Source organism: Sediminibacterium roseum (assembly GCF_009939005.1).
GTDB lineage: Bacteria > Bacteroidota > Bacteroidia > Chitinophagales > Chitinophagaceae > Sediminibacterium > Sediminibacterium roseum.
Window position 1 is genome coordinate 1470574 of the sequence record NZ_JAACJS010000015.1, and the last position, 26583, is coordinate 1497156.

Annotated in this window: 24 protein-coding genes; 11 read left to right on the forward strand and 13 right to left on the reverse strand. The window is 49.2% G+C overall.

The genetic code is table 11. The features are described from left to right. Positions 1-94 precede the first annotated feature (94 nt). The gene (locus tag GWC95_RS17520) at positions 95-1813 is read right to left on the reverse strand and encodes a M3 family oligoendopeptidase (RefSeq protein WP_161820006.1); all 1719 of its coding nucleotides are present in this window, start codon (positions 1811-1813) and stop codon (positions 95-97) included. A gap of 180 nt (positions 1814-1993) precedes the next feature. Between GWC95_RS17520 and mutL the strand changes: the two genes are divergently transcribed. Then, complete coding sequence (mutL, locus tag GWC95_RS17525) at positions 1994-3835, forward strand: DNA mismatch repair endonuclease MutL (protein ID WP_161820007.1); 1842 nt, start codon at positions 1994-1996, stop codon at positions 3833-3835. Between the two features lie 10 nt (positions 3836-3845). Here mutL and dacB read toward each other — a convergent pair whose 3' ends face one another. Further along, positions 3846-5204, reverse strand: a complete 1359-nt coding sequence (gene dacB, locus GWC95_RS17530; RefSeq protein ID WP_161820008.1) for a D-alanyl-D-alanine carboxypeptidase/D-alanyl-D-alanine endopeptidase — start codon at positions 5202-5204, stop codon at positions 3846-3848. A gap of 205 nt (positions 5205-5409) precedes the next feature. Here dacB and GWC95_RS17535 point away from each other — a divergent pair, with 205 nt between their 5' ends. Further along, on the forward strand, positions 5410-7458 hold the full coding sequence (locus GWC95_RS17535; RefSeq protein WP_202630310.1) for a M13 family metallopeptidase: 2049 nt from the start codon (positions 5410-5412) through the stop codon (positions 7456-7458). A 108-nt stretch (positions 7459-7566) separates the two neighbouring features. Here the strand turns inward: GWC95_RS17535 and GWC95_RS17540 are convergent, their stop codons facing one another. The 6 genes from GWC95_RS17540 to GWC95_RS17565 all read right to left on the reverse strand — a co-directional run bounded on the left by GWC95_RS17540 (position 7567) and on the right by GWC95_RS17565 (position 12855). Continuing rightward, entirely contained in the window at positions 7567-8700 is a 1134-nt protein-coding gene (locus GWC95_RS17540; RefSeq protein WP_161820009.1) for a formimidoylglutamase, read from the reverse strand. 156 nt (positions 8701-8856) lie between these two features. Further along, the gene (locus GWC95_RS17545; protein WP_161820010.1) at positions 8857-9561 is read right to left on the reverse strand and encodes a response regulator transcription factor; all 705 of its coding nucleotides are present in this window, start codon (positions 9559-9561) and stop codon (positions 8857-8859) included. Beyond that, complete coding sequence (locus GWC95_RS17550) at positions 9558-10541, reverse strand: sensor histidine kinase (protein WP_161820011.1); 984 nt, start codon at positions 10539-10541, stop codon at positions 9558-9560. Before GWC95_RS17550 ends, GWC95_RS17545 begins: the two co-directional genes overlap by 4 nt. Continuing rightward, positions 10538-11005, reverse strand: coding sequence for a gliding motility lipoprotein GldH (locus GWC95_RS17555; RefSeq protein WP_161820012.1), 468 nt, complete (start codon positions 11003-11005; stop codon positions 10538-10540). The genes GWC95_RS17550 and GWC95_RS17555 overlap by 4 nt, the downstream gene beginning before the upstream one ends. A 109-nt stretch (positions 11006-11114) precedes the next feature. Then, positions 11115-11990 carry a YicC/YloC family endoribonuclease gene (locus GWC95_RS17560; protein ID WP_161820013.1) on the reverse strand — a complete coding sequence of 292 codons (876 nt, stop codon included), beginning with the start codon at positions 11988-11990 and terminating at the stop codon, positions 11115-11117. A gap of 124 nt (positions 11991-12114) precedes the next feature. Then, positions 12115-12855 (reverse strand): NUDIX hydrolase, encoded by a 741-nt coding sequence (locus GWC95_RS17565; RefSeq protein WP_237722196.1) that lies wholly within the window; start codon positions 12853-12855, stop codon positions 12115-12117. A gap of 156 nt (positions 12856-13011) precedes the next feature. Here GWC95_RS17565 and ligA point away from each other — a divergent pair, with 156 nt between their 5' ends. Together ligA and GWC95_RS17575 are read left to right on the forward strand one after the other, a co-directional pair. Further along, the gene (gene ligA, locus GWC95_RS17570; protein WP_161820014.1) at positions 13012-15117 is read left to right on the forward strand and encodes an NAD-dependent DNA ligase LigA; all 2106 of its coding nucleotides are present in this window, start codon (positions 13012-13014) and stop codon (positions 15115-15117) included. A 268-nt stretch (positions 15118-15385) separates the two neighbouring features. Next, positions 15386-16057, forward strand: coding sequence for a DUF2461 domain-containing protein (locus GWC95_RS17575; RefSeq protein WP_161820015.1), 672 nt, complete (start codon positions 15386-15388; stop codon positions 16055-16057). On the opposite strand, the gene GWC95_RS17580 is transcribed toward GWC95_RS17575, so the two are convergent. The 4 genes from GWC95_RS17580 to GWC95_RS17595 all read right to left on the reverse strand — a co-directional run bounded on the left by GWC95_RS17580 (position 16054) and on the right by GWC95_RS17595 (position 20360). Beyond that, positions 16054-16908, reverse strand: coding sequence for an IPT/TIG domain-containing protein (locus GWC95_RS17580; RefSeq protein WP_161820016.1), 855 nt, complete (start codon positions 16906-16908; stop codon positions 16054-16056). The two genes, GWC95_RS17575 and GWC95_RS17580, sit on opposite strands and share 4 nt — an antisense overlap. A gap of 159 nt (positions 16909-17067) precedes the next feature. After that, the gene (locus tag GWC95_RS17585) at positions 17068-17880 is read right to left on the reverse strand and encodes an IPT/TIG domain-containing protein (protein ID WP_237722197.1); all 813 of its coding nucleotides are present in this window, start codon (positions 17878-17880) and stop codon (positions 17068-17070) included. Between the two features lie 186 nt (positions 17881-18066). Continuing rightward, positions 18067-19056, reverse strand: coding sequence for an aspartate-semialdehyde dehydrogenase (locus tag GWC95_RS17590; RefSeq protein WP_161820018.1), 990 nt, complete (start codon positions 19054-19056; stop codon positions 18067-18069). A 383-nt stretch (positions 19057-19439) separates the two neighbouring features. Continuing rightward, entirely contained in the window at positions 19440-20360 is a 921-nt protein-coding gene (locus GWC95_RS17595) for a PfkB family carbohydrate kinase (protein WP_161820019.1), read from the reverse strand. A gap of 181 nt (positions 20361-20541) precedes the next feature. Between GWC95_RS17595 and GWC95_RS17600 the strand changes: the two genes are divergently transcribed. Both GWC95_RS17600 and paaE read left to right on the forward strand, forming a co-directional pair. Then, a complete protein-coding gene (locus GWC95_RS17600) occupies positions 20542-21135 on the forward strand; it encodes a TetR/AcrR family transcriptional regulator (protein WP_161820020.1) in 594 nt (197 codons plus the stop codon). A 48-nt stretch (positions 21136-21183) separates the two neighbouring features. Beyond that, positions 21184-22263, forward strand: coding sequence for a 1,2-phenylacetyl-CoA epoxidase subunit PaaE (paaE, locus tag GWC95_RS17605; RefSeq protein ID WP_161820021.1), 1080 nt, complete (start codon positions 21184-21186; stop codon positions 22261-22263). A gap of 22 nt (positions 22264-22285) precedes the next feature. Here the strand turns inward: paaE and GWC95_RS17610 are convergent, their stop codons facing one another. Continuing rightward, the gene (locus tag GWC95_RS17610; protein ID WP_161820022.1) at positions 22286-22951 is read right to left on the reverse strand and encodes a GDSL-type esterase/lipase family protein; all 666 of its coding nucleotides are present in this window, start codon (positions 22949-22951) and stop codon (positions 22286-22288) included. 162 nt (positions 22952-23113) lie between these two features. On the opposite strand from GWC95_RS17610, the gene paaA reads away from it, so the two are divergent. From paaA to GWC95_RS17635, 5 genes are all read left to right on the forward strand, one after another. Further along, a complete protein-coding gene (gene paaA, locus GWC95_RS17615; RefSeq protein WP_161820023.1) occupies positions 23114-24058 on the forward strand; it encodes a 1,2-phenylacetyl-CoA epoxidase subunit PaaA in 945 nt (314 codons plus the stop codon). Positions 24059-24089: 31 nt separating this feature from the next. Then, a complete protein-coding gene (gene paaB, locus GWC95_RS17620) occupies positions 24090-24380 on the forward strand; it encodes a 1,2-phenylacetyl-CoA epoxidase subunit PaaB (RefSeq protein WP_161820024.1) in 291 nt (96 codons plus the stop codon). Between the two features lie 25 nt (positions 24381-24405). Beyond that, a complete protein-coding gene (gene paaC / locus GWC95_RS17625; protein ID WP_161820025.1) occupies positions 24406-25164 on the forward strand; it encodes a 1,2-phenylacetyl-CoA epoxidase subunit PaaC in 759 nt (252 codons plus the stop codon). A gap of 2 nt (positions 25165-25166) precedes the next feature. After that, on the forward strand, positions 25167-25718 hold the full coding sequence (gene paaD, locus GWC95_RS17630; RefSeq protein ID WP_237722198.1) for a 1,2-phenylacetyl-CoA epoxidase subunit PaaD: 552 nt from the start codon (positions 25167-25169) through the stop codon (positions 25716-25718). Positions 25719-25805: 87 nt separating this feature from the next. After that, entirely contained in the window at positions 25806-26582 is a 777-nt protein-coding gene (locus tag GWC95_RS17635) for an enoyl-CoA hydratase-related protein (protein ID WP_161820026.1), read from the forward strand. Position 26583: the final 1 nt, after the last annotated feature.

Consider the following 26583-nt stretch of genomic DNA (forward strand, 5'->3'; position numbering starts at 1 on the left):
ATTGATAAAATTTAAAACGCTACCTAATAAGTAGCGTTTTTTTATTTCAATATTTACTGAAGATCACATGTAAAAATTCCCGCGCAATGCCGTTCTATAATTTCTCCATTTCCGCTGCCGTAAACTCCATCAGTGTTTTTATATGATCCGGAGACAAATCAAATTTTAATCCTGCAGCCGCATACAATTCAGGAAGTGTTTTTGTTCCGCCAAGACGCAAGGCATTGATGTAGTTCTGCAATGCCTGCTGCGGATCTTTCTGGTATTGCATCCACAAACCGATGGCACCAAGCTGCGCGATACCGTATTCGATATAATAGAAGGGAACTTCGAACAGATGCAACTGTCTTTGCCAGCCGATTGCGCGATACGCATCGAGGCCCGTGTAATCGATGGCCGGTGTTGAAAATTCGTTCAGGATCTCTACCCAGCGTTTTGTTCTTTCTTCCACTGTGTGCGATGGGTTTTCGTATACCCAATGCTGGAACTTATCGATGATCGCGATCCATGGAAAGATCGTGATCGTTCTTTCAAGCTGGTGCTCTTTTGCGCGTGTAAGGTCTTCTTCGTTGCTGAAAAAAGATTCCCAATGGTTCATACTGAACAGCTCCATCGCCATGCTTGCCACTTCGGCAATTTCCATCGGGTATTCTTTGAAAGCGCTGAGCTCCAGGTTGTGCGCAAGAAAGGAATGCACTGCGTGGCCGCCTTCGTGAACCATGGTTGTTACATCGCTCATCTGCCCGGCCGCGTTCATAAAAATAAACGGCGCACCGCTTTCGCTCAGCGGACAGTTGTAACCACCCGGCGCTTTTCCCTTGCGGCTCTCGAGGTCGAAATGCCGCAGCTCATTCATCTTGCGCAGGCAATCCGCAAAGAACGGGTTGAGTTTTTCAAAACACTGTACCGATTTTTCATACAATTCATTGCCGCCGCTGAACGGGCGCAACTGCTGTACACCTTCGGGCTCCGCTTCTGTATCCCATGGGCGTAGCGTATCGAGTTTGAGTTTTTCTTTTTTCTTCTGGTAGATCTTATCGATCAGCGGCAGCACGTGCAGCTTCACCGCTTCGTGAAACTGGAAACAGTCTTCTTTGGTGTAATCGAAACGTCCAAGTTCTACAAACTTGTAATCGCGGTAGTTGGCAAAACCTGCATTCTTCGCCACCTCGTCTCTTTTGGCAACAAGCTGTGTGTAGAGGTCGTGCATCGCCTGCTGGTCCTGGAGACGGCGCTCCTGTATTTTACGATACACTTCTTCGCGGAGCGACCTGTCGTGGCTCTCCAGGAATTTTGCGGCCTGCTGCAAAGTATATTCTTCGCCTTTTACTTCGATGGTCATTTTACCCGCAATGGCGCCGTATTGCTGCTGCATCACACTCAGCTCGGCCTGCAGGGGAATATTCGCTTCGCGGAAAAGATCGATGTTCTTTTTAACGCTGCGCAGGTAGGTAAAATATTTTTCCTGGTCCAACTCTTTTGTAAACGGGCTATCGATGAGTTTGCGGTTGAGCAGGTCCGCATACGGCTGCAGCTTCGGCTGTATCTCCATGCAGAAATAAGTGAAGGCTTCTTCAAGGTTCTTGTCCATCGTGTCGCAGGTCATTTTAATCTGCCGCCAGCACGCATCTTCACTTACCACGGCCTCGAGTTCGCTGGTGTCTTTCAACCACTTTTCCAGGTCGGCCCTTGAAGCGATTTTTCTTTCTGAAAGATCCTTGAAATACGGCTCGAGCGATGCCCAATCGGTCAACACAAAATCTTTCGGAACAAAATGTCTTTCGAGTTTCTTTATGTCTGCACTTAATACCATTGCCTGTTTTTTTTGAACAACAAATTTACCACCGATTTCGTTGACCCGGCGGCTGATTTTTGTTGATTCCACCCTGGTTTCGTCCAATAATCCTGGAATACCGGCGTCATTCCCGTGAATCGTCCAAAAAATCTGTGAAATCTGTGGTATTTTTGCCGACTTACCAAAGAGGAAATTGTAGTGGCGGATATTATTCAGTTGTTACCAGACAATATTGCAAACCAGATAGCGGCCGGTGAAGTGATCCAGCGCCCTGCCAGCGCTGTCAAAGAACTGTTGGAGAACGCCGCCGATGCGGGCGCCACCGAAATAAAACTGATCGTTTCAGATGCGGGCAAGGCCTTGATACAGGTGATCGACAACGGCAAAGGCATGAGCGAAACCGATGCCCGTATGGCTTTTGAACGGCATGCCACCAGCAAGATCAGGAACATCGAAGATCTTTTCAGGATCAAAACAATGGGTTTCCGCGGCGAAGCGCTGGCCTCTATTGCAGCGGTTGCACAGGTTGAACTGAAAACGCGCCGGGCAGAGGATGAACTCGGCACTTACATTGAAATAGAAAACAGCCTTGTTACCAAACAGGAACCTTGCGCATGTGCACCGGGCACCAGCATCAGCATGAAAAACCTTTTTTTCAATGTGCCCGCGCGAAGGAATTTTCTGAAGAGCAATGCCGCGGAGATGCGCCACATCGTAGACGAATTCATCCGTGTGGCGATGGCCTTCCCGGGGATTTTCTTCTCGATGTCGAGCAACGGCCAGGAACTGTTCCACCTCGAGGCCGGCAGCCTGAAACAGCGCATCGTACAGGTGCTTGGTTCTGGCTACAACGCAAAACTGGTGAGCGTGAACGAGGAAACGGATTACATGAATATTTACGGGTTTGTAGGCAAGCCCGAAACAGCACGCAAGACAAGGGGCGACCAATATTTTTTTGTAAACAACCGCTTTATCAAAAGCGCCTATCTCAACCACGCGGTCAATACGGCATTTGATGAGATGATTGCGAAAGACAGTTTCCCGAGTTATGTATTGTACATCGATCTTGATCCTTCGCAGGTCGACATCAACGTGCATCCCACCAAACAGGAGATCAAGTTTGAAGATGAAAAGATCATTTATGCTTTTGTGCAGGCCGCGGTAAAACATGCGCTTGCACAGTTCAGCATCGCGCCCTCGCTGGATTTTACGCTGAATGCAGAGATCCAGGGATTGGACGCAGTGAGCAAACCCTTTACCACCGACCAGAAAGATGCGGCCTCATCATCCAATTTATTCAAAACATTTACCCAGAAAAACCAGGCGCACTTTATTGAAAAAAACGAGAAGACCGACCTGAAACACTGGAAAGATTTTTTCACCTCGCCCGCACAGGAGCAAAACAATGCACAACGCTCCCTGCCGCAACAACTACAAACCGTAGAGCCCCGCCCCAGGGCCCTGCATGTGTTGCCGGATACAACTTTGCTGCAACTGCACAACACCTACATCATCGCCTCTTCCAACAGCGGGTTTTTACTGGTGCACCAGCAACTTGCGCATGAACGGATCCTGTACGAACGTTACGGCATCGCGGCACACGGTCAGCAGATGGCTACCCAGCAAAGCCTTTTCCCCGTAACGCTTGAACTTGCCGGCGCCGATGCAGCATTGCTTACAGACCTTCTCCCCGACCTGCTTGCCATTGGCTACCACGTAGAACCGTTTGGCAACAACAGTTTTGTGATACAGGGCATTCCCGCAGACGTAACACCGGGCAACGAAAAAAATGCGATCGAGTTGCTCATCGAACAATTCAAACACTTCAGCAGCGATATAAAATTCAGCAAGAGAGAAAAACTGATACGGTGCATGGCAAGGCAACAGGCCATCAAAGCCGGTCAAACGCTTTCGCAGAAAGAAATGCTTGTGCTGGTTGAAGAACTCTTTACTTGCAGCAGCCCCAATGTAACACCTACGGGAAGCCCCACCTATCTCGAGTTCAAAGAAGATTACCTCGACAGGATGTTTGGGCGATAAACCAAGCTCGTCAGTACTTGTCCATCACCCCCACCAAAAATTTCTCCACGGCCTTCCTGATGTTCGCCGCAGCTGTATTGTGCGCATTAACGAGTACAGAGAATACCAATTGCCTTCCTTTTTTTGTTGTGATGTAACCGCTCAATGCAAGGTGGTTGCTGAGGCTTCCTGTTTTTGCATAGATACGGCCCGCGTAATTTTTATAGTAACTCGATAGGGTTCCTTCACCACCGGTAGGGAGGATCTCTTTGATGCGCTCCCATTTGAACTCATTCTTCATCTGTGTGAGCACCCATACAAAATCCTGTGGTGAGATCAGGTTGTAACGGCTGAGCCCGCTCCCATCTACCCATTGGGGCTTTTGTGGCAGGCCGGCAAAATCTGTTTTTAACAGGGTATCGATCAGTTTCCTGTCGCTCATAAAACCGAGTTTCTCATTGCTCACCATCAGCAGGGTCTGCTCGGCAAAAAAATTATCGCTGCGGTGCATCATGATCTTCAGCATCGAATCGGTTGGCTGCGAATGGATGATCTTAGGCAGGTGATAGCGCCCATCGGAATAATGTTCGCGGCCAAACTCAATACCCAGTGTATCTTCCAGTATCTTAACCGCCAAAGGCCGGCTCTGATTGTCCTTCAACACAGTCTTAAAAGGGATCGCCGTTGTTGTGAATTTTGAAGCATCGCCCCGTACCAAAAATTTATTTTCATCCTCGATCCTGGTAACCCTGAAGTTCGTTCCCCGGAACAACTCCGACAAGGATTTGCGCGTTGCGTCGGAAGCCAGGAATTCTTTTTTACCAAAGAAGGATGGGGCCACACGCAGCGTGTCTTTAACAGCGGTGAACGTAACGTAGTTGCCGTGTATGGGAAACTCATTTCTTTCGGGTGCATAATCTGCGGAATAATCATCCCATGGCCAGCCGCGCCCATACGGCGAAAATTGTTTGCGCTGTTGATCCTCGTAGTAATAAATGTTTTTTTCGCGCTTGAGAAAATCAAATACCGGTTGGTTCCTGAATTCCGGGAGAAGGAATGTAGGGTCTGCGGTCGGTTCTATCGATACCTGTCGGCGGTCGCCCGTTCCCACTTCACTATAACGCAGACCAACCAGGCTGTCCCCTAAATTTTTCATCGCCGCATAGCAGGTAAAAAGTTTGGTGTTGCTCGCCGGAACAAAAAATTTGCTGCCCTGGAAATCGTAGAGGTATTTCCGGGTGGCGGGATCGTACAAGCTGATACCCACATTGGCGGGTGCAAAATCAGGGTTAGCGAGGATGATCTCTTTTGCCTGCTTCGCGATCTGCTTTTGAATGCTGCAGGAAGAAAGAATGATAAGAACAAGAAGGAATGGCGCTGACTTTTTCATACAAGTGATTGGCTGCGTAAGTTAATTATTTCGGGGGTTGCCGCATTTCATTTTTTTGCCACGGATTTCACGGAATAACACGGTTCTGTGTTATTCCGTGAAATCCGTGGCAACATCCCGCCCGCATCAACCCAATCTTTTCACCGATTGCCCGGCAATCATCAACCATAATTTTGTAAATTGGACATCCCTAAAACAAATACCCATGAAATTAAACCTCTCTTCCACGCTACTCGCAGCTTCGCTGTTGATGGCCGGCGCCAACAGTTTTGCCGGTGGTGGTGGTAAGTTGTCTAAAGAAGAACCAAAGTATATCGACAAGGTCAACATGGATCTTTCCGTTAAGCCCGGCAACAATTTTTACCGGTACGCCAATGGCAACTGGGTAAAGAACAACCCTGTTCCTGCCTCTAAAACACGCTGGGGCAGTTTTGATGAATTGCGCGAACTGAGTTCCAAACGCCTGCGTACACTGCTGGAAGACGCCGCTAAAAAACCGGCGCGTACACGCAAGATGCAGATCATCGGCGATTTTTATGCAAGCGGTATGGACAGCATCGCCATCGATAAAAAAGGTTACCAGCCCATCAAGGCGGACCTCGATCGTTTGAACAACATCACCACTTCAAAAGAAGTATTGCATGAGCTGAATGTGCTTCGCATCAACGGGCTTGGCAATGCATTGTTTGGAATGGGTGTTGGGCCAGACAGGAAGAATGTGATGAAATACATTCCATCGGTGAGCCAGGGTGGAACCACGATGCCCGACAGGGACTATTACCTGAAAGACGATAAACGCAGTACCACCATACGCAATGCATACAAGGTGCACCTGAAAAAAATGTTTATGCTTGCGGGTGAAGACGAGATCACTTCATCAGCGAGTGCAGAAACGGTTCTGAAAATTGAAACGGAACTTGCCAATGCGCAGATGAGCCGCATACAGATGCGCGACCCGAATGCGACCTACAATAAATTTTCTGTACGGGCGCTTACGGATCTTACGCCGGGCATCGATTGGGCAATGATGCTGCACGAATCGAAGATCAACGGTGCAGACAGTGTGCTGGTGAACAACCCCGGCTTCCTGAAGAAGGTAGACAACATGCTCAAATCGATACCGGTGGCGGAATGGAGAAGTTACCTGCGCTGGAACCTGATCAAAAACGCAGCGCCGTACCTGAGCAGTGATTTTGTGAAACAGGATTTTGAATTTACAAAAGTTCAGACCGGGCAGAAAGAGCAAACACCACGCTGGCAGCGGTTGAGCGGCCTTATCGACCGCCAGTTGGGCGATATGGTTGGCGAATTGTATGTAGCCAAATACTTCAAACCCGAAGCAAAAGAATACATGGTGAAGATGGTGAACAACCTTCAGTCTACTTTTGCAGACCGCATCAAACGCCTCGACTGGATGAGCGAGGAAACAAAGGCGCAGGCGCTGGCAAAACTGAATGCCATTGCAAAGAAGATCGCTTATCCTGATGTATGGAAAGAATACGAGGGAATGAGCGCTACAAAAGACAATTTCTTCCAGAACGTTCGCAATGCGGCCATTTGGGGATACAATTACAATGTGAGCCGCATGGGCAAACCCGTTAACCGCAAAGAAATGGGGATGACGCCGCCAACGATCAATGCATCGTACAGCCCGTCTAACAACGACATCACTTTCCCTGCGGGCATACTGCAGTTTCCGTTCTTCGACTTTGGCGCGGATGATGCGGTGAACTATGGAGGGATCGCCGCAGTGATCGGCCACGAGATCACACATGGTTTCGACGACCAGGGCCGCCAGTTTGATGCGGTAGGAAACCTGAAAGACTGGTGGAGCAAACCGGATGCAGACAAGTTCAAAAGCAGGGCAGACCAGGTTGTAAAACAATACAACGCATTAACCGTTCTCGACACCGTTCATGTAAAGGGCGAGTTGACCCTTGGCGAGAACCTCGCGGATCTTGGTGGATTGAACATGGCATACGAGGCTTTCACCAAAACAAAACAATTCAAGGAAGGAAAAAAGATAGATGGCTTTACACCACAGCAACGTTTCTTTCTTAGCTGGGCGCAGATCTGGAGAAACAACGCGCTCCCCGAAACAGCCGCACAGCTGATCTTAACCGACCCGCACTCACCCGGCGAGCACCGCGCCAATGCGCCCGTTACCAACATCGACGCGTGGTACGAGGCCTTTGACGTAAAACCGGGAGACAAAATGTACAAGCCAAAAGAAGACAGGATCAGGATATGGTAGCCTGAACTTTTTTGAAAGGGTCTTTAGAAAAAAGGGTAGAATGCAATCAACATTCTACCCTTTTTAATTTTAAAATCTAAAAGTCTTTTCGCGCGGTAAAAACAGCGGCTAACTTCTCTCCACTGCTCTTAGCCATCTCTCCGGAATATCGTTTCTGCTGGCCACGAGGTAATCGTTGTAGCTGCAGGCAACATATTTGCCATCATGGAGCTGCATCCACCAGCGGCCGGTGCGTTTGCTGCGCAGGAAGGTGGTTTCCACCTCGGCAAAGGCCATGGTGAACTCGTCGAAAGAACCCCGGTTATCGAGCGCGGCCTCGTGTTTGCCCTTGTTGATGCCGTCCATCACATACCAAAGCATATGCGAGATCTGTTTCGCGGTAAGGGTGTGCTGGTCCTGTTCAGGAATATAGCCATAGATGCCAATGCTCGAGCATTCGCGGCTCATGCCCGCATATTGCATCAGCGTACAGGCTTCTTCGCCGTTAAACCCGTTTGGGGTGAGGTGATTGGCGGGCGCATGCGCATACTGTATCGCTGCGATATCAAAGCTAACCATTTCGCTGTTGCGGATGGGTGGTTCCATTTCTTCGATAGCCTCTTTCACTTTACCAACACGGAAACAATCGAAGCCAAGCTTATCGATCGTCTCCAGCATTTCAGGATGCATAAAATAACTCTGGAAACCGATGTGTGTATAATGTTTTAGATGATTGGGCACGCCCGTGAACATCTCTACCAAAAACTGGTCGGCCGGCAAAACACTTTCCATATCCAGGTCTATGCGCGCATCTATACAAACCGCATCCACGATTTTGTTCATCGAGCCATACGCCTGGTATTGCGCAAAGGTATTGTCGTGCGAGCCACCGATGATGACCACTTTCTTACCCTGCTCAACCAGTTCGCGAACAACGGTGCGGAGCGCCGCATAGCTGTCTTGCAGGCTGGCGCCGCATTTTACATTTCCCAGGTCGGCCACTTTTACTTCGGTGTGCCAGTGAAAGAGGCGGTAATATTCCCTGCGTATCGCATCGGGCGAGCCGGTGTTTGTGTACTGCATTCCGGCGCCGCGCATTTCGCCGCAACCTACCAGTACCATATCGGCATCGGCAATGTCAGGAAAGGATTCATCGTATACGGCAATGTGCTTGCCAAGCTGTGTGTCTTTGAACCCTTCGTCGTCAGACAACTGCGCAATATTCACGGGTTCAAGAAAGTCGATCAATGTTTGTAGAGACATGCATTTCAAAACGAAAATAGTTGCCCGATATTGTGCAATGTTATTGTATTCAGGATCTACCGGTTTACCGTGGAAAATTACAGGTGCTTTTTACAAACCAATACCCTGTTGCGTCTGCCATTTTATTACATTGCCGGATTGTTTTTCAGCTAGTGGCTAATCAACATACCTATACCCTACTCCCCTGACCGAATGGAAGTATTTCGGATGGCGGCTGTCTTCTTCAAAGTACTTGCGGAAGCTGAGGATGAAATTATCGATGGTGCGTGTGGTTGGGTAAACGTTATAGCCCCATACCAACTGTAGTATTTTTTCGCGCGTTACCACTTCGCCTTTGTTCTCGATGAGGAGCTTGAGCAGCATGGTTTCCTTCTTGCTCAATTCAATGCGCTGCCCGTTCCAGGTGATCGCATCCTGCGCCTTGAAATCGACCTGGTTCTGGCCAAATTCGTACGTGTCGCCGATGCTCTCTTTCACCTGCATTTTTTTGCTTTTTTCGATCAGCTTGTCCACACGCAGCAACAATTCTTCAAGATTGAACGGTTTGGTAAGATAATCGTCCGCGCCTTTTTTCAAACCGAGTACCCTGTCGGCACTGCTGTTTCGTGCGCTCAACATCAGCACCGGAACCTCATTGTTGTTCACGCGGATGGTTTCGGTGATGCTGATGCCGTCTACTTCGGGCAGCATGATGTCCATGATGATCAGGTCGAAATACTCGTTGCCTATCTTCTGCAAAGCCTCGTTGCCCGAAAAAGCGGACACAACTTCGTATCCCTCTATTTCAAGGTTCAGCTTTAGCGCCTCGTGAAGGTTCTCTTCATCTTCCACCACCAATATCGTTGCCTTTGTTTCTTTCATGCTACCGGGAATGATGCTGCAAAACTACTGCCTGATGGAGAATTATCTGTCACAGAAATGTATCCATTGTGGTTTTCCACGATCTTCTTGCACAGGTAAAGCCCCAGTCCTGTGCCTTTTGCCTTGCGGGTGTTTTCATTGCCGCTGCGATAGAATTTCTCGAATATGTTCTTCTTTTCACTGTCCGGCACACCAAACCCCTCATCGCTGACCACCAGTTTTACCCGTTGCGAGGCCTCGGAAAGGGTGATGGTTACGGGCGCTTCTTTGGGTGAATATTTTAAGGCGTTGTCGAGCAGGTTGTTTACCAGCATCTGCAGCAACAGCGTTTCTCCTGTAAGGTAGATGCTTTCGCCGATATGCTCAATAATAACGCGATGCGGGAAACGGTTGCGGCAATCGTCTACACATCCTTCCACAAGATCGGAGAAATTTACCTCTTCGTTGGTGGGCGAGTATGCACCCGCATCGAGCTGAGATGCAAACAGGATGTTGTTGCAGAGAACATTGAGCCTGTTGGCTTCCTGGAGGGTGTTGCTGATGAGTTTCTGTTGTTTGTCTTCATCCAGCTTTCTTTTCTGCAAAGTTTCAAGATTGAGCTGCGCAACCGCTATGGGTGTTTTCAGTTCGTGGGTGATGGCCATCATAAAATTCTGCTGCTGCTGCGATACGCGGAACTGCCTGCGCGTGGCGCGGTACACATATACGGCGCCAAACATGATCAATGCAAGAAACGTAACGCCCTCGCCCAGGTACTGCGCCGTTTTTCTTTTTTTTGCCTCCATGATGGCAACGCTTTTTTCGAAATAGGAGGGCTCGTCTTTTCTGAGTTCGTTGAGACGGATATTCGTGATATCCCTGTTCTGTTTATCCAGTGCAATGAACCACCAGAGCAGCGCGGCCACCATGTAGGTGAGCAGTACCCAATACACAAAGGATACTACGAACAGCCTGGGCGGGCGGCGGGTAACGGGAATCATCTTTTTGATTTTTCAACGCGGATGCCTGCCGCAAGTGCATACTGCAAAGGCTCTTCGCGCATGTTCTGCTGCAGCGTAAAAGTGTAGTTGCCCTGTTTGAGCCTGATGGGCGAAGAAGTGATGCGTGCGCGGTGATCGAACACATCATCCATACCCGAGCCCAGCCATCCTTTTTTGTTGTCTGCCAGCGGGATATTGAGAAGTTGTGTTTTCATCGTATCCTTTGGCGCGATGGTTGAAATATTAACCCAGAGGTTTTTGAAATGATAAGCATCCTCATGCCTGAAGATCACATAAATATCATAACGCGAAACGGTATCGGTGATCGTGAAGGTGAAACTCGGCTTCTCGTTGCTCTTCCATTCGTGCCCCGGAAAAGAGCTGATCTTTTCATATACATCCAGCGTGCCGCAACCTGCGAAGAGGAGTATGGTGAGGGGAAGAAGCTTCAGGAGATTTTTCATATAGCAAAGATAAGCCATGAGCCGTGAGCTGCGTTCCGTGCACTTTTATTTTTTCAGGAGGCGGGCCCGGCCAGGCACTTCTTCCCAACCAAAACACCGCTGCTGAAAACTAGAGTACGTTCAGGATCTGCTCCTTTGCCTTCTCCAGCTCATCTTTCATCAATATCACGCATTTCTGTATCGTGGAATCGTATGCCTTGGAGCCGGTGGTATTGATCTCGCGACCGAACTCCTGGAGAATGAATGATAATTTTTTGCCCTTGCTGGGCTCTTTCTCTGCAAGGATAGAGCGGAAGTAATCGCAGTGGTTCTTTAACCGCACCTGCTCTTCGCTGATGTCTATCTTTTCGATGTAATAGATGAGTTCCTGTTCAAGACGGTTCGCATCGTAGTTTTCCTTGCCCACGTTTTCCTCCAGGACTTTTACAATACCTTCCCTGATCTTTGTCCGGCGAAGCGGTTCCAGCGCGGCCACCTGTTCCTGGAGCGATTCGATATTGTTTACACGCAGCACCAGGTCCGTTTCTATGGACCTGCCTTCGTCCATGCGGTGCTCGTTGAGTTGTGCGATGGCCTCTTTGAGTACTTTCTCGAAACATTTCCATTCTTCCTCGTTCAGCATTTCGGTAGATGGGGTGATCACATCCGGCAGTTTTAAAATGGTGCTGAGTATGTCACCTGTTTGCAGTTTCAGCTCATTGGCCAGCTGCGCCACCGGTTCAAAATAGGCTTTGGCAAGATCGGTATTGATCGATACCGGTTTGCTCGCACCATTCTGTTTGATGTTGATGTTGCACTCCACGCTCCCCCTCAACAGGCCCTCGTTGAGCATATTGCGTACCTCAAATTCAAAAGGTTTCAGCAGCGCGGGAATGTTCAACCGGAGATCGAACTGCTTGCCATTGAGTGAACGCACTTCCACAAGATAAGTCTTGTCTGCCAGCGTCTGCTCCGCCCTTCCGTAACCTGTCATTGAATGTAGCATAGGATGTTGTTATTAGGTAAATGTAGGGGAAAAAAGCTATGGCCGGGGCTTCCGGCACTGCGACGGCATTTTTTGGGGAGCTCACAAACAGGATATAGCCGACATCTCACAGCCGGCACCGGTCTTAAAAATCGATCCCAACCCATTTCCGTTTGCTTTTTTTGTACTTCTCAAAATTGAACTTATACAATTTACCCGGGCGGTGCGGCACATCCTGCTCCATTTCATCGATGTCGATGAGCAGATCCATCGACGCAAATTTTTTGCGGAAGTTGCGGCGGTCGAGGGTTACGTTCAGGATCGCTTCGTAGAGGTTCTGCAGTTCGCGTAAGGAAAATTTATCGGGCAGCAGGTTGAAGCCAAGCGGGTGTTCCTGTATCCGCTTCTGCAGCCAGGCATAACATACATCCACAATTTCTTTGTGATCGAATGCCATCTCTTTCAGCGACGCAACCGAGTGCCAGTGCAGGTCGTTGTCGTGGATCTTTAGTTCGTGGTGATGGATATTGAGCAGCGAGCAATACGCCACCGTTATCACCCTTCCACCGGGATGCCTGTTGGGTGAACCAAAGGCACGCACCTGTTCTAAAAACACGTCGTTCATACCCGTTCTTTCCTTGAGCACGCGGTACGCTGCATCATCGAGTTCTTCGTTGTGCTTTACAATATCGCCCAAGAGGGAAAGTTTGCCGCTGAAAGCTTCCAGGTCGCTTTTGATGAGGAGTACTTTGAGTTTGTTTTCTTCAAAACCAAAGATCACACAATCCACCGTGAGTGGAACTTTCGGATAGCTTTCCACCAATCCCTTCGGATCCCTGATCATCTGTACGGCCGGCGCTACCGGCGTGGAATTCTTCTTCGTCATGGCAGTTCGTTACAACAAAATAAATAATAATTAGGAATTCGTAATCAATAATTGCGAATTGTCCCCCTCGCAGGAACAATAATTAAGAATTATTAATCTGCAATTACTAATTAATAATTACCAATTGCGAATTAACTTTATCCGCAATCCCGGTTTATGTACAACAACGATCAGATCCAGCAGTTACACAAAACGTCTGCCGCTTTCCTCCATACAAAAAACGAAACGGTTTCTGCCAAAGAGATCGATGCATTGAAAGAGGTACTTCGCTTTCATGAATACAGGTATTATGTGGCCAATGAGCCGCTGATCACCGATACGGAATACGACCGGCTGTATAAATTGCTTGAGCGCACGGAGGCATCGGATCCAAACCTCATCACGCCCGATTCTCCCACGCAACGCGTGGGCAGCAGCCTGAACCAGGGTTTTGAAACGGTTCAGCACCTGGTTCCGATGCTGAGCCTCGACAACAGCTACAATGCAGACGACCTCAACGATTTCGACCGCAAGGCGCGCGAGTTAAGCGGGCTTGACCTGATCGAGTACTGCATTGAACCAAAATTCGACGGCGCAAGCATCTCATTGATCTACGAGAACGATGTACTGGTTCGCGCCGCAACGCGTGGCGATGGCGTGGAAGGAGAAGATGTTACCACGAACATCAGGCAGATCCGGTCGATCCCGCTAACAGCCGCTTTCTCAAAATACGGTGTGCGTCAAATAGAGATACGGGGTGAGGTGATCATGAGTAAACGGTCTTTCTACCAATACAACGAACAACTCACCGCGCAGCACCTTGCCCCGCTGGCCAACCCGCGCAATGCAGCATCGGGCAGCCTTCGGATGAAGGACCCCAAAGATGTTGCCAACCGAAACCTCGATGCCTTTCTTTACCACGTGAGCTATTTTACGGAAACCGGTTCGGCCGCCACCAATAAAAATGCAAACTACCTGGATACACACAGCGGATCGCTGGAAATGCTGTGGAACCTCGGTTTCCGCTCGCCGCAAAAAGAAAAGAGAGTGGTAAAAGGCATCCAGCCGGTGATCGATTATTGTATTGCTTTCGAGGCCGGCCGCGATGATCTTCCCTACGAGATAGACGGCATGGTTGTAAAAGTAAACGATGTGGCGCTGCAGGAAAAACTGGGTATGACATCCCACCACCCACGCTGGGCCATCGCTTTCAAATTCAAGGCGCGGCAGGCCACCACCAAACTCCGCGGCGTAGAGTACCAGGTGGGAAGAACGGGCGCAGTAACACCCGTTGCCAAACTGGATCCTGTTTACCTCGCGGGCGTTACCGTTTCGAGCATATCCATGCACAACGAAGAATACATCAGGGAAAAGGACCTCAGGGTAGGCGACACGGTTTTGATCGAGCGCGCGGGCGATGTGATACCGCAGATCGTAAGATCGATCACCGAACTGCGCAACGGCGAAGAACAGGCGATCGTGTTCCCCAAAAAATGCCCGGTATGCAGGAGCGTATTATTCAAAGAAGAAGCAGAAGCCGTATGGCGGTGCATCAACATAGAGTGCGAGGCACAGGTAGTGGAGAAGATGATCCATTTTGTGAGCAAAGATGCCATGGACATAAAAAGTTTTGGCGAGGCCAATGTGCGGAAGTTTTATGAACTGGGTTTGTTGAAAGACATTCCAGGTATTTATGAACTCGATTTTGAAAAGATCGGCAAGCTGGAAGGTTTCGGTAAAAAGAGTTTAGACAACCTGCAATCCGCCATCGAAGCATCCAAACAACAGCCGCTGCACCGTTTGATCTACGCATTGGGCATCCGCTTTGTGGGCGAAACAACGGCAAAGACACTGGCCAATGCGGTTGACCATATTCTTGACTTTAAAAACAAAACCGAAGAAGAACTCACACAGCTTGAAGATGTAGGTGTGAAAGTGGCGAAAAGCATTCACCAGTTCTTTCAGAACGAACAGAACATCCATATGCTGGAGCACCTGGAAAAACTGGGGCTGCACCTGAACAACAAGAAAAAAGCGGCCGTAGCAGCGGGCGCGTTAACGGGCCAGACCTTTCTTTTCACCGGAACCTTGTCTAAACTGAAACGCAGCGAAGCCGAAGAAAAAGCAGAGGCACAGGGGGGCGTGATCGTTAGCGGGGTAAGCGCCAAACTCAATTACCTGGTAGTGGGCGAAGATGCGGGCAGTAAACTTGAAAAAGCGAAGAAGATCAATACGATCAAGATTATTTCGGAAGATGAGTTTTTGGATTTGATCAACAGTTAAACATACTTTCAGGCTGGAAGCCTGTTGATAGTCGTCACGCGGCAGAGCCGCGCGACTGCGATGGGGCCGCGCGACTGCGATGGGGCCGCGCGACTGCGATGGGGCCGCGCGACTGCGATGGGGCCGCGCGACTGCGATGGAGCCGCGCGACTGCGATGGGGCCGCGCAACTGCGATGGAGCCGCGCGACTGCGATGAAACCGCGCGACTGCAACTTTAATACCGGTCAATATAAAAAATGTTCAGGATTCACATCAACAACCAAACCCATGCTACAATCATCAACCCTTACTTTTCTCAAGAATTTAAAAAAGAACAACAACCGCGAGTGGTTTGAAAAAAACCGCGCCGCATATGAAGCGGCAAAAGAAGATATGGCCAGGCTGGTAGACGATGTGATCAGGCAATTTGGCAAGAAGGAAGAAGGCATTGCACCGCTTACGGCGAAGGAGTGCGTATACCGCATCAACCGCGATGTGCGTTTCAGTAAGAACAAGGCGCCATACAAGAACAATATGGCGGCAAGTTTGATCAAGGGCGGCAAGAAAGCTGCAAACGCAGGCTATTACATACACATACAACCCGGCGGCGAAAGTTTTATCGGTGGCGGCCGCTACATGGTTGAACCATCGGAGCTGAAAAAGATCAGGCAGGAAATTGATTACTCGTGGGAAGAATTTGAAAAGATCATCGGCAACAAAAAATTCAGATCCACTTATGGCGAGCTGGAGCGCGGGGAAGGCATGGCCCTGAGCCGCGAGCCGAAAGGCTACGAGAAAGACAATCCCGCCATCGAATACATCAAGCTGAAGAGTTTTGTAGCTACCACGAGCCTTACGGATGCAGACCTCACCGGCAAGGATCTCGTAAAAAAGATAACAGCAGCTTTTGAAACACTGCAACCGCTGATCCGTTTCCTGAACCGCGCGCTCGAAGACTAGGGCTTGCGGAGCGAAGCGCGTTTGGTATTGCCGAAGTTTTCATTCACAAAATAATCGAGCGAAACCACCACGCCATTTTTGATCACACCCGATCCTGAGATCGTTATATAGCCGTCCAAAGGGTATTGCGCCGGGATCGTGAGCAGCGTATCTGTGATCTTTGCAAACACGCTGGAGCGTGCAGGCATATTGGCTGACCTGAAGCGGTACACATATCCATTGTAATTGGTAACGGGAAAGTCGTTCTCGATCATTACGCCGGTCATTATCACATAATTTGCGCTGTCGGCGTACCTGCTCCGGATGGGAGGTTTCAGGTTTGCGCCAACCGCGGTTTTATTCTGTTCGGTATTGTTCGGATTGATGGCCCGGATCACGAACGATGCCGTATCGGGTGCGGTGAACTCCTTGTACAACGCCGAATCCGACGGAAGGCGTGGTAGCGCGATGACCTTGTTGAGCGTAGTATATTTCGCGGAACCCAGGAGATAAGAGGCTATGGGTGTATAATACGTAAACCCTGCGGCAGACATGGCTGATGAACCTACCCGGTTAACCACTACAGGGCCGGAAGGTGTATTCGCATTGATCACCGCCATGATTACCGTGTCGGATAATACGCTGAACGATTTTGCATTGGCCCCGCCAAAACTACAGGCGGTAGCACCGGTGAACCCGGTACCTTTTACCATCACCGTATCATCTGCCGTGGCGGTTTGAGGCGTAAAACTCAGGTTAACCGTCGGGGCCAACGGAGCAGCAGGACTGTCTCCTGATTTTTCGCAGGCATAGAACGCAATGCCGGAAATCAGGCCGATGGCGCAAAGCTTTGCGGTATGTAGGGTTTTCATATTGCCAAGTTAAACATATCGTTTTTTTTCTGCAATTAAAATTTAACGGGTTGTGCCACCTGGCTATTAACCTAAAGTGGCGTTCACTTTATTAAACCAACAAATGCAAGGTGACTGACAAGATAAACATTCGTTCAGGCTGGAAGCCGCTGATAGTCGTCACGCGGCAGAGCCGCGCGACTGCAGCCATAGAATTTGTCCGCGGTAATTCGTGTAATAATTGAGCGTGAGTTTGTTATTCACCAGCGTGCCCGACCCTGAAATGGGAACGCCATATCCAGGCATTTGAACCGGTATCCTGATCACGCCGTTTTTCAGTTCCGCGAAAACGCTTATTGTTCCGTTGCTACCTGCAAACTTGTAGGATGGGCCATATGAAGCGGGGTCTGCATTAATGCCAAAGAGCCTGACATAATTTGGAGAATCTACGTAGGCGGTTATATTGGATCTGCCGGTTGTTTGCGTTTGCAGGCTTGCTGTATCATAGCGGTTGATCTGCCGGATAAAAACAGTATTCACATCATTGTTCACCGTTTGAACCGCCAGGGTTGAAGAATCCATTTGCGGCCAAAGTACCTTTGCGTATTTCGTGGTGCCGGTCATGTCGTAAAACTGTGGTGTATAATAAGTAAAGCCGCTCAATTTTGCAGTGCCGTTCGGCGTAACAACAGATACATCACCCGAGGTTCCTGTGGCAACGTATGCGAAGATGACGGTATCAGAAAGAATCTTAAAAGATTTTGCAGCTGCTCCGCCAAATTGAACGGCAGTGGTAGATTTGAAATTCTTGCCAGAGATCTTTACAGGCTCATCGTCGGTTGCCGTTTGCGGAGCAAAAAAACTGATCTCTGCTTTTGCCTGTTGCCCGTTGTTGGGTCTGGAACAGGGAAGCATATAAAAGAAAATCATGCCCGCAACAACGACACAGAGCCAACGGGCTCCTGGCATTTTTTCCTGGAGTAAGGTTGACATAGGGATCGCTTGGTCCTTGAAGTTATAAAAAAATTTCAATATATTTTAAGGAAATATATAATGATTCTGCCCCGCCTTCGCAAAAAAAGTGCCGACGCATATTGCGCCGGCACTTAGCACTCACTCACCCAAAAAAATAATACAGGAATCCTTGTTACAACAATCAGGCAGATAAGAACGGCTCCGTTAAAGGATGCCTTGTTGCTGTAAATATTCAGCGATCTGTACAGCGTTGGTTGCCGCGCCTTTGCGCAGGTTATCGCTTACGATCCACATATTGAGCGTATTGGGCTGGGTTTCGTCCCTGCGCAGCCTTCCTACAAATACCTCATCTTTTTCGTGTGCCCACATTGGCATCGGGTAGAGTTGCGCAGAAGGATCGTCTTGTACGATTACGCCCGGTGCCTTGCTCAAAATATCTTTTACTTCCGCGAGGTCGAAATCGTTTGCAAATTCAACGTTCACACTTTCGCTGTGGCCGCCCACAACGGGAATGCGCACCGTGGTTGCCGTTACGCGTATCGAATCATCACCCATGATCTTATTGGTTTCTTTTACCATTTTCATTTCTTCCTTGGTATAACCGTTGTCAAGGAACACATCGATCTGCGGGATCACGTTCAGGTCTATCTGGTATTTGTATGCCATTTCGCCTTCGGCGCCTTTTCTTTCGTTGAACAGCTGATCAACCGCTTTCTTACCCGTTCCGGTAACGCTCTGGTACGTACTTACCACCACGCGTTTGATCTTGTACCGCTGGTGCAAAGGCTGCAGGGCAACGACCATCTGGATGGTGGAGCAGTTGGGGTTTGCAATGATCATGTCTTCTTTGGTAAGCACAGAAGCGTTCACCTCGGGCACGACCAGTTTTTTGGTGGGGTCCATTCTCCAGGCAGAAGAATTGTCGATCACATAAATACCTGCATCCGCAAACTTCGGCGCCCATTCTGTTGAAGTACTTCCGCCTGCAGAAAAGATGGCCACGGCCGGTTTGGCGGCAATGCCCTCTTCCATACCAACCACCTTGTACTTTTTTCCCTTGAATTCTACTTCCTTACCTACTGATCTTTCAGAAGCTACGGGAACGAGTTCCGTTACCGGGAAATTACGCTCGGCTAATACCTGCAACATTTTGGTGCCTACTAGTCCTGTGGCACCTACTACGGCTACTTTCATTTGAGTTTATTTGTTTAGTGGTTTATGGTTTGTTGTTCGGATCATCCTGCTTATGCTCAAAAAAAAGAGCCTTCCGTATCTGGGAAGGCTCTTTAGTATGTTCAGTCATACACAAACGTCAGCACTTCCCGCGGGAGGTTATCTTAATACGTTTTGTATGTTTGGTTGTCATCATTTGCTTTGCGAATGTATCGAGTGATTTCAGTTTCGCCAAAAAATTTTTGAGCTGGGCCGCCTGACGGGCTTCTGTCTCCGCCGCCGCTTGCCACAGGCAATGGTCTTTTTTATGAACGCAGGTACGCTAAAAAAATAAGCCGCCTGGTCAAGCGGCTTATAAATTACCTGTTGAGGTTTCTCTCCTGCCGGCTTAACAATCCCGGAGATTACACCAATGAAATATCGAAATTGGACAACTGCACAAATTCAGACAATCTCGCGTCAATGTCTTCTTTACCGATTTCACGGATGCGTTCCGTTCCGAATTTTTCTACGCAGAACGATGCCATTGCGCTTCCCACGATGATGGCCGTTTTCATATTATCGAAGGAGATGTCTTTTGTTTTTGCGAGGTGTGCGATGAAACCGCCGGCAAACGTATCGCCTGCGCCGGTTGGGTCGAAAACCTCTTCGAGCGGAAGGGCGGGTGCGAAGAACACCTGGTTTCCATGAAACAGCAACGCGCCGTGTTCCCCTTTCTTGATGATGATGTATTTCGGGCCCATCGCCATAATGGTTTGCGCCGCTCTCACGAGAGAGTAGTCGCCGCTCAGCTGGCGCGCTTCGCTGTCGTTCACCATCAGCACATCTACCATGGAGATGGTCTTTTTGAGATCATCCATGGCTATTTCCATCCAGAAGTTCATGGTATCCATTACAATGAGCTTCGGGCGGTTCTTCAGTTGTTCGATCACGCTGCTCTGAACAGACGGCGCGAGGTTGCCGAGCATCAGGAACTCGCAATCCTGGTAGCTGTCGGGAACAACGGGCTGGAAATCGCCGAGCACATTCAGCTGCGTCTCGAGCGTATCGCGTGTGTTCATGTCCATGTGGTAACGGCCGCTCCAGAAAAACGTTTTTTCATCTTTCTTGATCTGTACGGCTTCAACATCCACATTGCGCGCGGTAAGGGCGTCGAGTTCCGCCTGCGGGAAATCACCACCCACTACAGAGATCTGTTTAACCGGAGTAAAATTGGAAGCGCACCATGCGATGTAAGTGCCGGCGCCGCCAACGATCTTACCTGTTTTTCCGAAAGGTGTTTCGATGGCATCGAAAGCCATAGAACCCACAACAACTAGAGACATAATTATTTTTTTGGTTATCCGGGGGCGAAATTAGGGGTTTGTAACGGTTTTCCGGCTGCTCCGGGCCCACAGACCGGCCGGATAGCCCGGGCGATAAAAACAAGCAGAAGCAAAACTAACAAATCATGTAATTATATTTCTATTTCTTGCTAACATGCGTTAGCTGTATTATCTTCGTTCCATGGCAAGAATAAAAACAGAGAAAAACATCTCGCGTAAGGATGTGATCGTAACCAAGGCGGCGATACTCTTCAGGGAAAAAGGTTTCAAGGCGGCGAGTATGCGCGACCTGGCCGAAGCCGTTGGCGTAGAAGCGGCGAGCCTTTACAACCACATCAAATCGAAAACAGAGCTGCTGCACGAGTTGTGCTTCAGCGTGGCCAACCGTTTTACCCATAAGATAGACGAGATAGAGGCGGAGCCGATCAGCTCCATCGAAAAAGTGGAAAAGATCCTGCGTTTCCACATCAGTGAAATGATCAACCATTACGAAGAAGTGTATGTGAGCGACCGCGAATGGAAACACCTTGCGGATCCCTACCTGTCTAATTTCCAGAACCAGCGCCGTATTTACCGCAAGCGATTTGCCGCGATCATCGAGAATGGCATCCGCAATAAGGAGATCAAAAAGATAGACGCGGCAACCGCCGTGCTGATCATGTTACACGCAATCAGTGGTATTGAAAGCTGGCACCGCTCAACGCAAAAGATCAGCGCAGAAGAACTGGAACAGAACATGATCACGATACTGGTGGGCGGACTCACCAATCATTAATCAAAAAAATGCCCGGCCTGCGGCGCATGGCTCAAGCTGTTTATTATTATGGCAATACACTTTCATGAATTGACGGTGAAAGACATCAGGAGAGAAACCAGTGACTGTGTATCTATTTCCTTCGTGGTTCCGGATGAACTGAAAGAAACTTTTTCTTACAAACAGGGTCAATACCTCACGCTCCGCACGCACATCAACGGCGAAGAAATACGGCGTTCTTATTCGGTATGCAGCAGTCCGCTCGACAACGAACTCCGCATCGCGGTTAAAAAAGTAGAGCACGGTGTTTTTTCAACCTACGCCAATACGCAACTGGAAAAAGGCGATGCGCTTGATGTGATGCCGCCGATGGGAAATTTCTTCACGGAGCTTGATCCATCCAACAAAAAACAATACACCGGTTTTGCCGCCGGAAGTGGTATTACACCGTTGCTGTCCATCATAAAAACCACTTTGCGAACGGAACCATCCAGCTCATTTACGCTTGTGTATGGCAACCGGAACAGGCACACCATTATTTTTAAGGAAGAACTTGAGGCGCTGAAAAACCTGTATATGGACCGCTTCCGGGTGATCTATATCCTTTCGCGCGAAAAAACCGATGCCGCGGTCAATTTCGGCCGCATCGATGCTGATAAATGCACCGAGCTCTGCAACAAAAACCTCGACATAACACGCACCGATGCCTTCTTTTTGTGCGGGCCGGAGAACATGATCTTTTCGGTAAAAGAGCAGCTGGAAAAAATGGGCGTTGACCAAAAGAAGATCCATTTTGAATTGTTCACAACCACATCACCCGGGCCGAAAAAAAGCAACCAGGCAGAGCAGGCGGTTAAAGCGGAAGTGAAAAGCAGGATCACCATTAAACTCGATGGCGTATCATTCGATTTCGACCTTGGTTTTGAAAGCGATGCCATTCTCGATGCGGCGCTGAAACACGGCGCAGACCTCCCCTACGCCTGCAAGGGCGGCGTATGCTGCACCTGCCGCGCCAAACTCGTGGAAGGCGAAGTAGACATGGATGTAAACTATGGGCTGGAACCCGAAGAAATTGAACAGGGGTTTATTCTCACCTGCCAGTCGCATCCCCGTACGGAGAAAGTAGTGGTTGATTTTGATGTGAAGTAGACTTCTGAACCCTGGCGCTTGCCTATTTCAAAAGATAAGGTTTCAATATAGGCTGCCAGATCTTATAACCGTTTGCATTCATGTGCAGGTTATCGCCCAGGAAAATATCCGTCATTACCTCGCCATTGGGTTTCAGCATCGCATCGTGGATGTTAATGAACGTTGCTTTCTTTTGTTTCCCGATAAAATCCTTGATGCGTTTGTTGGCCTCTACATAGATCGGCTCGAGTTTCCAGCGGCTAGGGCTTGGTTTGAGCGATACAAACGCGATCTGAACGTTTGGTAATTTTTTCCTGATGAGTGAGAATAAGGTCTTGAAACGGTCGAGCACCAGCTGCGCAGTAACGGTATCGGAAGCGGCCACATCATTTTCACCGCAGTAAATAACGATCTGTTTGGGGCGGTAGGCGATCACCGCCTCATCTACATACCGTATCATATCCACCAGCTGCGAGCCGCCGAATGCGCGGTTTACAATAGGGTAACCGGGAAAATAATCTTTCACATCCGTCCATTTGGTAAACGAGGAACTACCCGTAAAAAGAATGCTGTTGGGCGCAGGTTTTTCAAGGCTGTCTTTCCTTCTGAATGCATCGATCTCTTTTCTGAAGGGAGGTGTTGTTGTCGTTTGGGCATCTATCGCCCCTGCGATCGCAAACAAGGCTATAAAAAGGAGGATCTTCTTCATGCCCCTAAGGTACCGATTTCTTTTGCCACCCGGCACTAACATGGGCCATGCTTTTCAGCCATCAATCCGGCTAACAATGCAAAAATTTTAAGAGATTTTACATGCTAACATTTGTTAGTTGCTCCCTTTCTTTCCGTATTTTTGAGCAGTCAATGTTTTACGATGGAAAAGAACCTAGAAGAAATATTCCAGGACAAGATCGATAAGGAAATAAAGATCGAGCCAAAAGACTGGATGCCCGAAAAATACCGGCAGACGCTGATCCGCCAGATCAGTCAGCATGCGCACAGCGAAATCGTAGGCATGCTGCCCGAGGGGAACTGGATCACGCGCGCACCCAACCTGCGCCGCAAAGCCATCCTGCTTGCAAAAGTGCAGGATGAGGCGGGCCATGGTTTGTACCTGTATTCGGCCGCCGAAACACTGGGTATTTCGCGCGATGAGATGTATGCGCAACTGCACAGCGGCAAAGCAAAATATTCATCCATCTTCAACTACCCCACTTTAACCTGGGCCGATATCGGCGCGATCGGCTGGCTGGTTGATGGTGCGGCCATTATGAACCAGGTTCCGTTGTGCAGGTCCAGTTTTGGGCCTTATGCAAGGGCCATGGTTCGTGTTTGCAAAGAAGAAAGTTTTCACCAGCGCCAGGGTTTCGAGATCCTGTTAACGCTCAGCAAGGGCACTGCTGCGCAGCGGGCAATGGCGCAGGATGCGATCAACCGCTGGTGGTGGCCGAGTGTAATGATGTTTGGTCCCAAAGACGATGAGAGCCCCAACACCATCCTCAGCATGAAATGGAAGATCAAACGTTTTACCAACGACGAACTCCGGCAGAAGTTTGTCGACATCTGCGCGGAGCAGGTAAAAATATTGGGCCTCAGCTTACCGGACAAAGACCTCAAATGGAACGCCGCCACCAACCATTATGATTTTGGTGCCATCAACTGGGATGAGTTCTGGCAGGTGGTACAGGGCAATGGCCCCTGCAACAAACAACGACTCGACACACGCAGAAAAGCATGGGAAGAGGGCGCATGGGTAAGAGAAGCAGCAAACGCACATGCCGAAAAAAGAGCAAAAAGAAAAGCAGTAAAAGCAGCATAAAGCAACAGGGCCTTAGCCAAAAACAAACACCATGACACAACCAACCGAATGGCCGCTCTGGGAGATCTTCATCCGCAGCAAACAGGGCCTTGACCACAAGCACGTGGGCAGCCTGCATGCCGCAGATGCGCAGATGGCAATTGAAAATGCAAGAGATGTTTACACGCGCAGAATGGAAGGCGTAAGCATCTGGGCCGTTGAGAGCAAATACATCCATGCAAGCAACCCGGCAGAGGGCGGCTCGCTGTATGACCCTGCCAACGACAAAGCCTATCGCCATCCTACTTTTTACGATCTGCCCGATGAATTAAAACACATGTGACCCGACCCGGAATGGGCATAAGATTATGGCAGATACCAACCTGATAAATTATACACTCCACCTAGCAGACAATGCGTTGATACTCGGCCACCGCAACAGCGAATGGTGCGGGCATGGCCCGATATTGGAACAGGACATCGCTGTTTCGAACATCGCACTGGACTGCATCGGCCAGGCAAGAAATTTTTACCAGTATGCCGCGCAACTCACCGGCAATGGCGCAACGGAAGATTCCCTTGCGTACCTGCGCGATGTGACCGAGTTCAAAAATTGCCTGCTGGTTGAATTGCCAAACGGGGATTGGGGACAAACCATCCTCCGCCAGTTCTTCTTCAGCACATACCAGTATTTTCTTTACCAGCAATTGCAAAACAGCAGCGATCAACAAATAGCGGCCATTGCCGAAAAAGCTTTGAAAGAAGTAACCTACCACGTGCGCTGGAGCAGCGAATGGGTGATCCGCCTGGGCGATGGAACAGAAGAGAGCAGGCAGCGCATGCTTCATGCCGTTGATGAATTGTGGAGCTTCACAGGTGAAATGTTCATACCTGCACACTATGAACCATCTCCCGCTGAAACCGGTACCGGCATTGACCTTGCATCGGTCAAAAACAAATGGACCGAAAAGATCACTGCCGTTTTTGAAGAAGCAACACTACCCGTTCCACCGGCAGACACTTGGATGCAAACGGGCGGCAAACAAGGCAGGCACACAGAACACCTCGGGTTTATTTTAGCAGAGATGCAGTTTTTACAACGGTCGTACCCAAATGCAGAATGGTGAGCATGATGAACGCGATTGAAAAAAATACGATACCCGGTGCAGGCTTTTCCGAAGAGATTCGGGAGCGCGTGTTGCAGGTGCTCGAAACCGTACCCGACCCCGAAGTGCCGGTACTCTCCGTGATCGACCTCGGCGTTGTAAGGAAGGTTGACGTGCGGGAGAATGAAAACAAGGAATGGGAGGTGCAGCTGGCTGTTACTCCCACCTACACAGGTTGCCCGGCCATTGATGTAATGAAGATCAATATGCGCATGGCGCTGCTGGAGGCCGGTTTCAAAAACATCGGGATCACTGAAACATTATCACCCGCCTGGACAACCGACTGGATGAGCGAAAGCGGCAAACAAAAATTAAAGGCCTACGGTATTGCTGCGCCACATTACAAACAATTGGTTTGTACACCCGATTCGTTCCAGGAAGAAGAAGCGGTTCAATGCCCGTTGTGCAATTCCTATCACACAAGACTGGTTTCACAATTTGGCAGCACAGCCTGCAAGGCCTTGTACCAGTGCAATGATTGTAAGGAGCCATTTGATTATTTTAAGTGCCATTAGTATAGCGCCGGATATTTACTGGAAACTCAAAAACACGCACCTTTACTCGTTATACCTCTTTAACCATTAACCCGTTTAACCCATCCCATGTCTTCCATACTATTCTCCGTTGAATCCAACACAGCCTTCCTTACCTTGAATCGCCCAGATAAACTAAACTCCTTTAACCGGGAAATGGCCCTGTTGCTCCAGGAGAAACTGGACGAGTGCGAAAACGACAACAGCATCCGCTGCATCTACCTTACAGGTGCAGGCAAGGGCTTCTGCGCAGGGCAGGATCTTGCTGAAGTGGTTGATCCCAATGGGCCGGGCATGCAGAAGATATTGGGCGAACATTATAACCCCATTGTTACAAGGCTGCGCACCATTGCAAAACCGGTGGTGGTTGCAGTGAACGGCGTTGCCGCGGGAGCGGGCGCTAACATTGCATTTGCGGGTGATGTTGTAGTGGCTGCGCAATCGGCCTCTTTTATGCAGGCCTTCTCAAAAATCGGTTTGATTCCCGACAGCGGCGGCACGTATCATTTACCACGACTCATCGGTGCACAACGCGCCTCGGCGCTGATGATGCTGGGCGATAAAGTACCAGCCACCGATGCATTGCAAATGGGCATGCTGTACAAGGTCTTCAGCGACGATACGTTTGCCGATGAAAGCAAAAAAATCGCAGCAACACTTTCACAAATGCCAACAAAAGCACTGGGCTACATCAAACAGGCATTGAACCATTCGGCCGGCAATAGTTTGCAGGCACAGTTACAACTCGAGGATGAATACCAGCAGAAAGCCGCCGGTACAAAAGATTTCAAAGAAGGTGTGCAGGCATTTCTTGAAAAACGTTCACCCATTTTCAAAGGCGAATAAC